This window comes from Micromonospora sp. RB23 (assembly GCF_053585025.1).
Genome location: NZ_CM132111.1, coordinates 5739012 through 5751155 on the forward strand (window position 1 = coordinate 5739012; position 12144 = coordinate 5751155).

Sequence of the window (12144 nt, forward strand, 5' to 3'; positions counted from 1 at the left end):
AGCCTCGGTGCCGTGTACCGGTTCCTGCTGAGCCCACGCTGGTTGGGCGCACTCGCGCTGACGCTGGTCGCCGCCGCCGTCATGGTGTGGCTCGGCAACTGGCAGCTGGACCGCTACCGGGGTCGTACCGAGATCAACGAGCGCATCGACGCGGGCGAGCGGATGGCCCCGGCGCCCCTGGCCGACGCGTTCCGTCCGCCGACCGGCGGCCCCGGCACGGCCGGCCCGGCCCCGGCGAAGGACCGGGTCTGGACCCGGATCACCGCCACCGGCCGGTACGACACGTCGAACACCGTCCTGGTGCGCGGCCGGACGGTCGACAGCCGGGTCGGCTTCGAGGTGCTCACCCCGCTCGTGCTCGCCGACGGCACGGCGCTGCTGGTGGACCGGGGCTGGATCCCGCCCGCGCCGGGCGGCGCGACCGCACAGCCGTCGGTGCCCACCCCGCCCGCCGGCGACGTCACGGTCAGCGGCCGGGTACACGAGACCGAGAGTGGCGCGGGCGTGGTGGACCGCCGCGACGGGCGGCTGGAGACGCGTCGGATCGCCGTACCGCGCCTGGCCCGCGAGATGCCCTATCCGGTCTACGGCGGCTACCTGCTGTTGGACGAGCAGACCCCGGCCGCCGACGCGGCGTTCAAGGCCGTTCCGGTCGGGCACACCAACAACTGGCAGAACTTCGGCTACGTCGTGCAGTGGTGGCTGTTCGCCGCGATGGCGATCTTCGGTTACGGCTGGGTGGCCCGCCGCGAGGCACGTCGCGCGGCCGGCCTCGGCGGCACGTCAGCCCCGCTCGACCGGGCGGCCGAGTCGACCACGAGCGCGTCCGCCTGACCCCGGGCCGCCAGCCTCGACCGGCGTCAGCCGGTGACCCGGCCCGCGTGGATGGCACGGACGGCGTCGATGGTGTCGGCCTCGGCGGCGGACTTGTCGTCCCGGTAGCGCACCACGCGGGCGAACCGCAGCGCCATCCCACCGGGGTAGCGGGTGCTCGTCTGCACCCCGTCGAACGCGATCTCCACGACCTGCTCGGGGCGCACCCGGACCACCCAGTCGCCGCGCTCGACGGCGAGGCCGAGGAACCGTTCGGTCTGCCACCGCAGCAGCTCGTCGGTGAGCCCCTTGAACGTCTTGCCGAGCATCACGAAGTCGCCGGTGCGCGGGTCACGGGCCCCGAGGTGCAGGTTGGAGAGCCAGCCCTCGCGCCGGCCGCTGCCCCACTCGACGGCGAGCACCACCAGGTCGAGGGTGTGTCGGGGTTTGACCTTGACCCAGGCGGCGCCACGACGGCCGGCGTCGTAGGGAGCGTCCGGCGCCTTGACCACCACGCCCTCCTGACCCGCGTCGAGGGCGGCGGCGAACGCCGCGCCGGCCTGCTCCGGACCGTCGACCTCCATCCGACCGACCAGCAGTGACGCGTCCACCGCCCCGGCGAGCGCGGCCCACCGCTCGCGGCCGGGCAGGTCGATCAGATCCTCACCGTCGAGGTGCAGCAGGTCGAAGAAGTACGGGGTCAGCACCGTCGTGCCGGTGCTGGCGGCGGCCGCGAGCACCGCCGGGGCGACCGGCGTACGGCCGGTGGTGCTCGGTGTGGTGCGCCGGGCGGCCCGGCTGGAGGTCTGCTGGAAGGGCAGCGGGCGGCCCGTCTCGTCCAGACCGATCGCCTCGCCGTCGAGCACCAACTCCCGGCCGGGCAGGGCGCGAACCGCCGCGACGACCTCGGGCACCCGGCTGGTGATCTCGTCGAGGCTGCGGGTGAACACGGCGATGTCGGCGCCGGAGCGGTGCACCTGGATGCGGATGCCGTCGAGCTTCACGTCGACCACGGCGGGCGTGCCGGTCGCGGCCAGCGCCTCGTCGACCGAGGGGGCGCTCTGGGCGAGCATCGGCGCGAGCGGACGGCCGACCCGCAGGCCGAAGCCGGCCAGCTCTGCGGCCCCTCCGCGCAGCGCGGCCACCGCCACCGCGCGGAGATCACCGGCGAGCAGCAGTGCCCGGCGGACGGCGGCGACCGGCACCTCGGCGGCCCGGGCCACGGCGTCGGCGAGCAGCCCGGCCTGCGCGCCCTGGCGCAGCTCGCCGCCGAACAGGCCGGTCAGCAGCCGTTGCTCGTCGGCGGTGGCCGCCGCGTAGAGGGCGCCGAGCAGAGCGCGGCGGCGGGCCTGCGACCCCGAGCCGCGCACCGCGGCGATCTGCTCGATGGCCGCGTCGACGGCGGCCACGGTCAGCGTCGGCTCGGTGGCCGGCGGGGGCAGGTCACGGAGGCTCGCGTAGCCCACCCCGGTTTGGCGTTGCCGCAGTTCACCCGCGAGATAGCCCGCGCCGGGCTCCACCTCGGCCGGGTCGAGCCGGCGCAGCGCGTCGGCGAGCAGCTCCACCTTGGCCCGCCGGCCGCCGGTGGCGCCCACGGCGGCGGAGGTGGCCGCCAGGTCGATGAACCGCACGAAGCCCATCCTGCCAGTCACCTCCGACACCGCCCGGGCATTGCCGTGCCCGGGCGGTGTCGGCGCGGTGCCGCAGCCCGCCCGTCCTGTCAGGTGAGGGCGGCCGCCCTTGTGGAACAGGCACGCGGACGGCGGGAATCAGGCGGAGACGGGCTCCTCGATGCGCAGCCCTCGGGCGCGGACCTCGCCGGCCACCCGGGAGAGCACCGAGTCGAGGGCGACCAGTGCGGCGGACAGCTCACCGAGCTGCTCGTTGAGCGTGTCCTCGGACCACGCGGAGACGTCGACGTCCCCCAGTGCGCTGACGGCGGCCCCCAACCGGGCCATCACCTCGTTCGTACTCATGTTCGAAAGCCTATAGCAATCCCATCGGCGACACGCCGTAAACAGGCAGATCAGGCGCAAACTTGCCGCTACTACTCCGCTGCGGTGGCCACCTTGCCCAGCAGCAGCGCCTCCGCCAGGCAGACCTTGGCGAACTCGCCCAGATGCAGGCTCTCGTTCGGGCCGTGCGCGCGGGCGTGCGGGTCCTCCACACCGGTCACCAGGATCGCCGCCTGCGGGAACATCTCCTGGAACGTGGCGATGAACGGGATCGAGCCGCCGACACCGATGTCCACCGGGTCGGTGCCGTCCCAGGCGGTCCGGAAGGCCGAACGGGCGGCGTCGAACATCGGCCCCGACGCGTCGATCACGCACGGGTCGCCGTCGTGCTCGAAGGTGACCGTCACCTGGGCGCCCCACGGCGCGTGCTTCTCCAGGTGGGCGCGCACCGCCGCGTACGCCCGCTTGGGGTCGTCGCCCGGAGCGAGACGGACGCTGAGCTTCGCCTTCGCGGCCGGCACCAGGGCGTTCGGGGCCTCCCCGGTGGCCGGGGCGTCGATGCCGAGCACCGCCAGCGCCGGCTTGGTCCAGAGCCGGTCGGTGAGCCGGCCGGTGCCGATGAACTGCACACCCTCGGCCAGGCCGGCCTCGGCGCGTACCCGGTCCTCCGGGTAGTCGACGGCGGCGCCCACCCGACCGACCAACCCGTCGACCGCCACGTCACCGGCGTCGTCGTGCAGGGTGGCCAGCAGCCGGACCAGCGCGGTCAGCGCGTCCGGGATGGCACCGCCGAACATGCCGCTGTGTACGGCGTGGTCCAGCGTGCGCACCTCGACGAAACAGTTGACGATGCCGCGCAACGAGGTGGTCAGCGCCGGTACGCCGATGTCCCAGTTGCCGGAGTCGGCGATCACGATGACGTCCGAGGCGATCTCGTCGCGGTGCTCGACGAGCAGCCGCTCCAACGAGTCGGAGCCGAACTCCTCCTCGCCCTCGATGAACAGCACCACACCGACCGGCAGCGCGTCCCCGTACGCCCGCAGGGCCGCGACGTGCGCCATGATCCCGGCCTTGTCGTCGGCCGCGCCCCGGCCGTACAGGCGGCCGTCCCGCTCCACCGGCTCGAACGGGTCGGACTCCCACAGCGACCGGTCGCCGACCGGCTGCACGTCGTGGTGGGCGTACAGCAGCACGGTGGGCGCGCCGGGCGGGGCCGCTCGCCGGCCGATCACGGCGGGCTGTCCGCCGGAACGCACGATGTCGACGTCCAGGCCGCAGCCGCGCAGCAGCTCGGCGACCGCCTCGGCGGAACGCTCGACGTGTGAGTGGTCGAAGCCGTCGAAGGCGATGCCGGGAATGCGCACAAGGCGTTCGAGGTCGGCCCGAACACCGGGCATCTCCCGCTCGACGGCGGCCCGCACCTCGGACTCGGACATGATCGGTGAGGTCATGACCGGCATCGTATGCCGGCCTTACCCCGGCCTGCCGCCGGAGCCCGTACCCGCTGCCTGGACCCGGACGAAGTAGCGCGACGCGTCCAGCGGCAGCGCCGGCGCGCCGTCGACCACCAGATCGGCGTGCGCGGCGGTGTCGTCGGCGGCGAAGTGCCTCCGCTCACCGGCATGCCAGCGCCGTAGCTCCGGCAGGACCTCCGGCCCGTCCCGCTCCAGGGCGCGGGCCAGCCGCAGCGGCGCGGGCGCGGTCACGAAGACGGCGAGCGTCAACTCCGGCCGGACGACAGCCCGGGCGGCGCTGACCCCCTCCACGATCAGCACCGGCGTCACCGGCACCGGCACCGGGCGGGGCAGGAAACGCCGCCGCACCCAGCTGTAGCGCCGGTACGCGCCCGGCTCACCCTGGCGCAGCCGGGCCAGCACCTCGCCATCGAGCCGCGGCCAGAAGGTGAGCTGGTCGTCCCAGCCGTCGAGCAGGTCGTCGGTGTGCACCACCGGCGGCCGCCCGCCGGGCAGGGCCGCCAGGGCGTCCGCGAGGTGCGCCGCGAACCGGCTCTTGCCCGCGCCGCTCGGCCCGTCGACGGCGACCAGCCGGGTCCGCCCCAACCGCGCCGGGCCCGCGATCACCCGGCGCGCCACCTCGGCGTACGCCTCAACAACCGCCACCGGCACGGCGGGACGCTCAATAGGCCCGCCGGCGTCGTTGTCGTCTCGAAGGGTGCCGGGGTCACGCAGCGGCGGACCCCTACGGTCGATCGGTTTCCTGGCGACGAGTCCGTGCACGGTCGCAGTATGCCGCCCGGCCAGGGCCGACAGGCGAGGCCGGGCGAGACCGGGCAGGGCTGGACCGGGCGAGGCTGAGCGGTGTGACACGTGCGGCTGAGCCCGCCCGGGGCGGCCATTCTCACGTCCGGGGGAATTGGGGTGGCGACGGGTGACGGGCCGCCCGTTCGCCGCGCGAGCCGGTAGCCGAGTCGGCATGATCGGGTGGTGCTCCGAGACGTGATGAGCCCCGGCATCGAAGCCCTACTCGAACAGGCCCGCGCCGGGCTGCACCGACTGACTCCACAGCAGACCGTCGAGGCGGTCCGCGGTGGCGCTCTGCTTGTCGACACCCGTACCGACTTGCAGCGCCGCGAACAGGGTGACCTTCCCGGGGCGGTCGTCATCGACCGCACGGTGCTGGAGTGGCGGCTCGACCCGGCCAGCGCCTGGCGCATTCCGGAGGCCACCGCGTACGACCGGGAGATCATCGTGGTGTGCCGCCAGGGCTACAGCTCCAGCCTGGCCGCCGCCAGCCTCCAGACCCTCGGGCTGCGCCGGGCCACCGACATGATCGGCGGCGTGGACGCGTGGCTGGCCGCCGGCCTGCCCACCACCGACCGCCCCGCCGACATCCGCCTCTGACCCGCCCGTTATCCCACCCCGTCGATCATGAAGTTGTGGTGGCGGACGTAGGGGACCATCAGTGACGCATCAGGCACCACAACTCCATGATCGACGCCGGAGGCGGTCGGTCCGTCTCCGGGGTGGTGCTCAGGCGGGCGGGGCGCCGGGTGGGATGAAGGGGAGGTCCGGGGGTGCGCCCGTCTCGATGAGACGCCAGAGGGCGTCGGTGTCGAGGTGCTCCTCGACGAGGTCGCCGAGCAGGTCGAGCGAGCGTTCCCGGACGGCGGCGAAGCTGGTGCCCGGCGCGACCTGGAAGCCGGTACGCCCGGCCAGCCGCGCCGCCTCGGTGAGGAACCAGCGGCGGAAGCCGTCGGATTCGAACGCGCCGTGCCAGTGTGTGCCGTGCACCGCGCCGAGCACCGCTCCCTCGCCCGCGCCGTCGGCCCCGGTCAGCAGCGGAGTCAGGTCCGGGTCGGTCTGCGAGACGTACCCGTGGTGGATCTCGTAGCCGCGGACCGTCACGTCGCCCGGGCCGGCGCCCACCGACTGCCGGACGGTTTTGCGGGGATCGAAGGTGATCTCGATGGGCAGCAGACCGAGCCCGGGCACACTGCCCTGCCGACTCTCGACCGAGTCGTGGATGGCCCGGCCGAGCATCTGGAAGCCGCCGCAGAGGCCCAGCAGCGGCTTGCCGGCTGCCGCGTGGGCGGCGACCGCGTCGGCGAGGCCGGTCTCGCGTAGCCAGGCCAGGTCCGCGACTGTCGACTTCGAGCCGGGTAGGACGATCAGGTCGGCGGAGGCCAGCTCGGCCGGCTCGACGGTGAGGCGTACGCGGACACCCGGCTCGGTGGCGAGCGCCTCCACGTCGGTGGCGTTGCTGATGCGGGGCAGCCGGACGACCGCCACGTCCAGCCATTCGGCGCCGTGTGGGGCTGCGGGGCGGCCGAGTACCCGCCCATAGGCGAGGGAGTCCTCCGCGTCCAGCCACAGGTCGAGCGACCAGGGCAGCACCCCGTACGTGGGACGGCCGGTCACGTGGCGCAGCATGTCCAGCCCGGGCTGGAGCAGGCCGAGGTCCCCCCGGAACTTGTTGATCACGAAGCCGGCGACGAGAGCCTGGTCGGCCGGGTCGAGCAGGGCCACCGTGCCGAACATCGACGCGAAGACGCCGCCCCGGTCGATGTCGCCGACCACGATGGCGGGCAGGTTGGCGTGCCGGGCGAGCCCCATGTTGACGTAGTCCCCGGCCCGCAGGTTGATCTCCGCCGGGCTGCCCGCGCCCTCGCAGATCACCACGTCGTACGCGGCGCGCAGCTCGGCCAACGCCGCGTACGCGGTCTCGGCGAGCCGGGGTCGCAGCTGTCGGAAGGTGCCAGCCGTGATCGTGTCGACCGCTTCGCCGAGGAGTACCACCTGGCTGGCGAGGTCACTGCCCGGCTTGAGCAGCACCGGGTTGAAGCGCAGGTCAGGCGCGAGCCCGCACGCCGCGGCCTGCATGGCCTGGGCACGGCCGATCTCTCCACCACGCCCGTCCGGCCCGACCACGACGGCCGAGTTGTTCGACATGTTCTGCGCCTTGAACGGCGCCACCTTCACGCCCTGCCGGTGCAGCCAGCGGCAGATGCCGGCGGTGAGCACGCTCTTGCCGGCGTCCGAGGTGGTGCCGGCGACCAGCAGCCCGCCGCTCACCGCCCGCTTTCCCGCCCCGCGACGCGGCCGACCCGGCCATGCTCCGACCCGACGGGCAGCGGGCCGCCTGCCCACCGGCCACGCGGCAACGCCTCCCGGGCCGGTCCCGGGCCGCTGCGCCGTCCCGTCACGGCTCGCAGGCCGTGCCGCGCGACTGCGTCGGTGAGGCGGCCAACGGTCAGCGGGTAGGCGGCGGCCAGCCCGAGGGCCGCCAAGCCGACAGCGCCGGAGATCCGCGCGGCCCGCTTGAGGTGTCGCGCCTCGGGACGGGGGCCGTCGCCCAGGAACGGGCGGACCTCGGAGCGCCCGAAGTACCTGTTGCGGCCACCGAGGCGGACGCCGAGCGCACCGGCCATCGCCGCCTCGCACTGGCCGGCGTTGGGGCTGGGGTGGTCGTTGCGGTCCCGCCGCCACACCCGCCAGGCGCGGTCCCGGTCGCCGTGCGCGACCGGTGCGACGGCGATGGTGAGGAGCCCGGTCAGCCGGGACGGCACGAGGTTGAGCACGTCGTCCAGCCGGGCGGCCGGGGTGCCGAACCGTGCGTAGCGTTCCGATCGGTGCCCGACCATCGCGTCCAGGGTGTTCGCGGCGCGGTAGCCCAGCAGCCCGGGCAGGCCGGCGACGGCGCCCCAGAACAGCGGAGCGACCACCGCGTCGGAGGTGTTCTCCGCGACCGACTCGACGGTGGCGCGGGCCAACTCCGACTCGTCAAGGGTCGACGGGTCCCGGCCGCACAGGTTGCCGAGGCGTTCCCGGGCGGCGGGCAGGTCGCCGTCGCGCAGCGTCCGACCCATGACGGCGGCCTCGCGCCGCAGGGTACGGCCCCCCAGCACGGTCCAGGTGCCGGCGGCGACGAGGATTGCGCGGCTCACCGGCCGGTGCCGGGTGGCTACGGCGGCGACGGCCCCGAGAGCCACGGGCCCGCCCACCGCCAGTGCGGTGAACACCGCCCCGGCGGTCCGGTCCGGCCGGTGCAGGCGACGCTCCAGAGCGCCGGCCACCTGGCCGAACCCGGCGACGGGGTGCCACCGGCGCGGGTCGCCGAGCAACCGGTCCAGGGCATAACCGGCCACCAGGCCCACCGCGTTCGCCACCGGTGCTGTCCCTCGCACGCTCACCACCCCCGGCCGGCCAGCCTAGACGAGCACCGTGTGAACCGGCCGCGCCTGCCGTACTCCACCCAGCTCTCCTTCGCCCACTGCCCACGCGGGGTGACGACGCGGACCGCGCCGCCACCCCGCCCCCGTCGTGCCGCCGGCACGCACGCCGTCGGGCCGACCTATCCGGCGGCGGCGCTGCCGCCCCGGGACCGGACGCTCACGCCGGCTGCGGAACCCGCCCTCGGCCCCGCCGCCCCCGACCGGACGACGGGACGTCCGGCTGCCCCTCGTCGGGCACCGGCCCCAACTCGTCGTCGGCGTCGTCCTCCGGGTCGACGTCGTCCGTTGCCGCAGCGAGGGGGAGCCCGTCGTCGTCCAGGGAGACGTCGATCGGGCCCTGGCCCAGCGGACTGGTACGCGGTGCGGCGTACTCGGGCAGCTCGAAGTCGTCGTCGAGCGCGCCGTCCCCGGGCAGCGCGGGCGCCTCCTCGTCGGGTACCGGATCGGTGGGTTCGCCGTGCACGCGGCTGTCGGTGGCGGCGTCCTCGACGGTGCTGGTGGTCATGGTCGGCCGGTTACGCAGGAAGCGGGCGCGGCCCCGGGAGAGGTCGTGGCCGACGGCGACCGCCTCCAGTTCGTAGGGGGTGCGGTGGGTGCCGGCCTCATCGATCCAGTCGCGGGTGTAGAGCCGACCGCAGACCACCACCGGGTCGCCGACCATCACCGACGCGGCCACGCCCTCGGCGAGCTTGCGCCAGCAGTTGACGCGGACGCGCAGCGAGTTCCCGTCGACCCAACGGCCGCTGTCGCGGTCGAGGCGGCGTGCGGTGGAGGCGACCTTGAAGTTGGCCACCAGGGTGTTGCTCTCCTTGGTCCGGCGCCACTCGGGCGCCGTCAGAATATTGCCGACGATCGTGACGTACGTGTCGAACATCGTCCCTCCAGGGGATCCGGGGTCTGCCAGCGCGAGTCGACTCGGCATCGAGCCTGTGCGATGTCGGCGGGCACCGCCAGCGCCGCCATCCGGACCTGTGGACAACGGGCCACCTGTGGACAACGCCCTGATCAAGCCCCTGCTGTGGTAAAGCCGACCCACCCGGGTGGCCGATGGCGGTTCCGGAGCCGACCGAACTGGGTATGGATTTGATCAACGCACCACCGACAAGCTCCACGTCGACGAGAGGTCAGCACCATGACGATCACTACTTTCGGCACCGCGACCGCTTCCGAGGTGCGGCGATGAGCGCCGTGGCGAACCCGGCGACCGTGGGCGAGTGCCTGCGGGTCGGCGCGGGTTTCTCGCAGGGCGACCGCAACTGGATCGCCGAGCAGTTCGCCACCCTCGACGCCCGGCTGGCCGGTTTCCACGCCGACGCCACCGAGCTGGAGGTGTCGGTGAAGGACCGGGAGGCCCGGGGTCAGAAGGTCACCCTGGAGTGCTGGATCGCCGGCCGGCAGAAGATCGTCACCACCTCCACCGAGGAGGACCTGCACGCGGCCCTCAACGACGTGCGCGACGACCTGCGCCGCAAGCTCAACGACGCCAAGACCCGCCAGGAGCCCAGGAACAACAAGCACCTGCGCGACATCCCGCAGCCCCAGGGCGAGACCGACCCGATCGACGAGGACCCCGCCCGCACCGACGCAGAAACGGTCTAACTCCCCCTCTTCACCCGGTCGATCATGGAGTTGTGGTGGTCGTTACACCCGCCAAATCCCTTTCGCGAGGCACCACAACTCCATGATCGACGCGGAGAGGGGGAACCGGGAAAACAGGGAGGAGCCGGGAGCGGGGACGGCGCGGGGACGGGGAAAGGCGGCGGGGACGGGGGAACGCGGCGGGGACGGAGAAAGGCGGCGGGGACGGGGAAAGGCGGCGGGGACGGGGGAACGCGGCGGGGCTACCGCTGGGTAGGGACGGCGGCGTAGCGTCGCGGTCGTGGAACCGGACGTGTTGGGGCTGCCCTACGAGCGGCGGACGATCGAGCTGGGCACCGACGACGAAGGTCCCGTTGTCGCGACCCTGGTCCGGCGGCGGGCCGAACGCCCGACCGGTCGGGCGGTGCTCTACGTGCACGGGTTCGTCGATTACTTCTTCCAGACCCACCTGGCCGACTTCTTCGCCGAGCGTGGTTGGGACTTCTACGCGCTCGACCTGCGCAAATACGGTCGTAGCCTGCTCGCGCACCAGACGCCGAACTTCTGTCGCGACCTCAGCGACTACTTTCCCGAACTGGACGCCGCTGCCGAGATCATCCGCGGCGAGGACGGGCACGACACCCTGCTGGTGATGGGTCACTCCACCGGGGGCCTGATCATCTCGCTCTGGGCGGACGCCCGCCGCGACGCCGGCATCGTCGACGGCCTGGTCCTGAACAGTCCCTTCTTCGACCTCAACGCTCCCTGGGCGGTCCGTCGACCCCTCGCGGCCGCCGTCGCCCGGCTGGGCCGCAGGGCGCCGCACCGCGTCCTGCCTCTCGGCCTGGGCACCGTGTACGGCGAGAGCCTGCACGCCGACCACCGCGGCGAGTGGACCTATGACCTGGCCTGGAAGCCGCTGGCCGGGTTCCCGGTGCGGGCCGGCTGGCTGAACGCGATCCGCACCGGCCAGCGTCGGCTGCGCGCCGGCCTGGACATCCCGGTGCCGGTGCTGCTGGCCTGCTCGACCCGCTCGTTCCGGGGCACGAAGTGGCACGACAACGCCACCCTGGCCGACGCGGTGCTGGACGTCGAGCACATGGTCAAGTACGCGCCCCGTCTCGGCCAGCACGTCACCCTGGCCCGCTTCGACGGCGGGCTGCACGACCTCACGCTCTCCGGCCCCGCCGTACGGGCGAAGGTCCTCGACGAGGTCGGCCGCTGGGCCGAGGCGTTCCTGGCCGCCGGCCCCACCGCCCCGGCCGACGACGATGCCGACACCGACGCGCCCACGCTGCCGCAGAGCCGCCGCCCGTCGACCGACGCCGCCGAGGCAACAGCGGTCGGCGACTGAGCGGTCGAGCCAGGGTTCAGGCGTCGCCGTGCGCGGCCGACAGGACCGCGTCGATCCGGTCGAAGGTCGCCACCGGGTGCCCGCCGACGCCGGGCAACACCAGGCCGAGGCAGTACAGCGACACGTCGCCCATGGCGTCGGCCTGGACGACGAAGACGGGCGCGCCGACGTACCCCGGGGGTAGTTCGGTGGTGATCCGCACGTCGTCCCCGTCGCGGACCACGCGCTCGATCGCCACCTCCAGAGGGCGGGAGCCGTCCTCTCGTACCCCATGGGCCAGGACGAAGGCGGAGCTGGCGTCGGCGACGGCCTCGGGCCCGGCGGCGATCCCCGCCGGTACCGGCTGCACCCGCCACCGCCAGCCGCCGTCGCCCGCGTAGCGGTGCAGGCCCGCGGTCGGCAGCACCGCCACCCCGTCACCCGGAAAGCTGGACCAGCCGGGCACGATCTCGCCCTGGGCGACGGCGTCCGGCGCGACGCCGGCCGGCTCGGTGACGCTCGCCCGCAGGCCCAACTCACCGCCCGCCGTACCGACGAGGTCGGCCGCCGTCAGCAGCGCCTCCCCCACCGGGTCGTCGCCACCCTGGAAGAAGAAGGCGGTGCCGTGGGCGTCGGCCGTCCGGTAGGGCAGGATCGCCCGACCGACGACCTGGCACAGCTCGTAGGCGACGCTGCTCTCGGCGTCGGGGTCCAGCAACACCAGCCGAGGGTACGGGGAGACGACCTGCCTCCTCGCGGGAACCCGGATGCCG

Annotated in this window: 11 protein-coding genes and 1 pseudogene; 4 read left to right on the forward strand and 8 right to left on the reverse strand. The window is 73.9% G+C overall.

Annotated elements, in window-relative coordinates; translation table 11 throughout:
- The first annotated feature begins 12 nt into the window (after window positions 1–12).
- Window positions 13–834, forward strand: coding sequence for an SURF1 family cytochrome oxidase biogenesis protein (locus ACTFTM_RS26040; RefSeq protein ID WP_449563047.1), 822 nt, complete (start codon window positions 13–15; stop codon window positions 832–834).
- Between the two features lie 26 nt (window positions 835–860).
- Here the strand turns inward: ACTFTM_RS26040 and ACTFTM_RS26045 are convergent, their stop codons facing one another.
- The 4 genes from ACTFTM_RS26045 to ACTFTM_RS26060 all read right to left on the reverse strand — a co-directional run bounded on the left by ACTFTM_RS26045 (window position 861) and on the right by ACTFTM_RS26060 (window position 4894).
- The gene (locus ACTFTM_RS26045; protein WP_449566733.1) at window positions 861–2453 is read right to left on the reverse strand and encodes an ATP-dependent DNA ligase; all 1593 of its coding nucleotides are present in this window, start codon (window positions 2451–2453) and stop codon (window positions 861–863) included.
- 129 nt (window positions 2454–2582) lie between these two features.
- Window positions 2583–2789 (reverse strand): hypothetical protein, encoded by a 207-nt coding sequence (locus tag ACTFTM_RS26050; RefSeq protein WP_030333429.1) that lies wholly within the window; start codon window positions 2787–2789, stop codon window positions 2583–2585.
- 71 nt (window positions 2790–2860) lie between these two features.
- On the reverse strand, window positions 2861–4219 hold the full coding sequence (locus ACTFTM_RS26055) for a M20/M25/M40 family metallo-hydrolase (RefSeq protein WP_449563048.1): 1359 nt from the start codon (window positions 4217–4219) through the stop codon (window positions 2861–2863).
- Window positions 4220–4240: 21 nt separating this feature from the next.
- Complete coding sequence (locus ACTFTM_RS26060; RefSeq protein ID WP_449563049.1) at window positions 4241–4894, reverse strand: uridine kinase family protein; 654 nt, start codon at window positions 4892–4894, stop codon at window positions 4241–4243.
- A gap of 333 nt (window positions 4895–5227) precedes the next feature.
- Between ACTFTM_RS26060 and ACTFTM_RS26065 the strand changes: the two genes are divergently transcribed.
- A complete protein-coding gene (locus ACTFTM_RS26065; protein ID WP_449566734.1) occupies window positions 5228–5629 on the forward strand; it encodes a rhodanese-like domain-containing protein in 402 nt (133 codons plus the stop codon).
- A gap of 129 nt (window positions 5630–5758) precedes the next feature.
- On the opposite strand, the gene ACTFTM_RS26070 is transcribed toward ACTFTM_RS26065, so the two are convergent.
- The 3 genes and pseudogenes from ACTFTM_RS26070 to ACTFTM_RS26080 all read right to left on the reverse strand — a co-directional run bounded on the left by ACTFTM_RS26070 (window position 5759) and on the right by ACTFTM_RS26080 (window position 9334).
- Entirely contained in the window at window positions 5759–7300 is a 1542-nt protein-coding gene (locus ACTFTM_RS26070; protein WP_449563050.1) for a cobyric acid synthase, read from the reverse strand.
- Window positions 7301–7413: 113 nt separating this feature from the next.
- Window positions 7414–8412, reverse strand: a pseudogene (locus ACTFTM_RS26075) (cobalamin biosynthesis protein); the annotation flags it as partial.
- A 205-nt stretch (window positions 8413–8617) separates the two neighbouring features.
- Window positions 8618–9334, reverse strand: coding sequence for a single-stranded DNA-binding protein (locus tag ACTFTM_RS26080; protein ID WP_449563051.1), 717 nt, complete (start codon window positions 9332–9334; stop codon window positions 8618–8620).
- A 305-nt stretch (window positions 9335–9639) separates the two neighbouring features.
- Between ACTFTM_RS26080 and ACTFTM_RS26085 the strand changes: the two genes are divergently transcribed.
- Both ACTFTM_RS26085 and ACTFTM_RS26090 read left to right on the forward strand, forming a co-directional pair.
- The gene (locus ACTFTM_RS26085; RefSeq protein ID WP_449563052.1) at window positions 9640–10059 is read left to right on the forward strand and encodes an HPF/RaiA family ribosome-associated protein; all 420 of its coding nucleotides are present in this window, start codon (window positions 9640–9642) and stop codon (window positions 10057–10059) included.
- Between the two features lie 280 nt (window positions 10060–10339).
- Entirely contained in the window at window positions 10340–11392 is a 1053-nt protein-coding gene (locus tag ACTFTM_RS26090) for an alpha/beta hydrolase (protein ID WP_449563053.1), read from the forward strand.
- A gap of 16 nt (window positions 11393–11408) precedes the next feature.
- Here ACTFTM_RS26090 and ACTFTM_RS26095 read toward each other — a convergent pair whose 3' ends face one another.
- Window positions 11409–12092, reverse strand: coding sequence for a hypothetical protein (locus ACTFTM_RS26095; RefSeq protein ID WP_449563054.1), 684 nt, complete (start codon window positions 12090–12092; stop codon window positions 11409–11411).
- Window positions 12093–12144 lie beyond the last annotated feature (52 nt).

Coding starts and splice junctions, on each gene's coding strand:
- ACTFTM_RS26045 (WP_449566733.1), bottom strand. CDS start 2,453: ATGGGCTTCGTGCGGTTCATCGACCTGGCGGCCACCTCCGCCGCCGTG.
- ACTFTM_RS26050 (WP_030333429.1), bottom strand. CDS start 2,789: ATGAGTACGAACGAGGTGATGGCCCGGTTGGGGGCCGCCGTCAGCGCA.
- ACTFTM_RS26055 (WP_449563048.1), bottom strand. CDS start 4,219: ATGACCTCACCGATCATGTCCGAGTCCGAGGTGCGGGCCGCCGTCGAG.
- ACTFTM_RS26065 (WP_449566734.1), top strand. CDS start 5,228: ATGAGCCCCGGCATCGAAGCCCTACTCGAACAGGCCCGCGCCGGGCTG.
- ACTFTM_RS26080 (WP_449563051.1), bottom strand. CDS start 9,334: ATGTTCGACACGTACGTCACGATCGTCGGCAATATTCTGACGGCGCCC.
- ACTFTM_RS26085 (WP_449563052.1), top strand. CDS start 9,640: ATGAGCGCCGTGGCGAACCCGGCGACCGTGGGCGAGTGCCTGCGGGTC.